Source organism: uncultured Microbulbifer sp., from assembly GCF_947498635.1.
GTDB lineage: Bacteria > Pseudomonadota > Gammaproteobacteria > Pseudomonadales > Cellvibrionaceae > Microbulbifer > Microbulbifer echini.
The window spans coordinates 1-631 of the sequence record NZ_CANMKV010000119.1 but is presented as its reverse complement, the minus strand read 5'-3'; the positions used below and the strand labels follow the sequence as shown (position 1 = coordinate 631).

1 protein-coding gene is annotated in these 631 nt (G+C 42.2%); it reads left to right on the top strand.

What is annotated here, in order from left to right; genetic code table 11:
• Nucleotides 1-62 precede the first annotated feature (62 nt).
• Nucleotides 63-631: transposase zinc-binding domain-containing protein (locus Q1A69_RS20080; protein ID WP_299589690.1), on the top strand; the 569-nt coding region annotated here is incomplete at its 3' end.

Genomic DNA, 631 nt, shown 5'->3' with positions numbered 1-631 from the left:
GTTGTACAAACCCGCTGCGCGGGAGTGGTGCCACTTTTAAATTATAAGAGGCATTTTAGAAAATGCATAACCGGGTATTGCAAAATATATTTTCTACGTACAGTGGTTATTTATCTAAAACTGCGCAGCCGCTAAAAAATTTGAAGGCCATCTCATCAATACAAGAGTGCCGTACAAAAGCGATGGGAAGCAGTTATTATCGCTGTAAGCAGAACCATGTAACTGAACAGCATCATTCTTGCAGACACAGAAGCTGCCCCCTCTGTTCAGGTCGGAAACAGCTACAGTGGGTTGATCAGCAACGTCGTAAATTATTTGATACAGAGCATTTTCACGTGGTCTTTACTATACCTCATGAGTATCTGCCATTATGGCAATACAACGAAGAGAAGCTTACAGATATACTCTTTTTATCAAGTAAAGAAACTCTGTTTGAATTGATGGCGAGTAAGGACTACCACGGGGTAACTCCCGGGATGCTTATGGCTCTGCATACTTGGGGAAGACAGTTAACGTTACATCCTCATATACACTGCCTGATAACCGCTGGCGGTTTGACTTTAAGAGAAAACTGGAAAGAAACAGGTGAATACTTATTACCTGTGCGAGTGGTTAAGAGCCTTTATAGGGG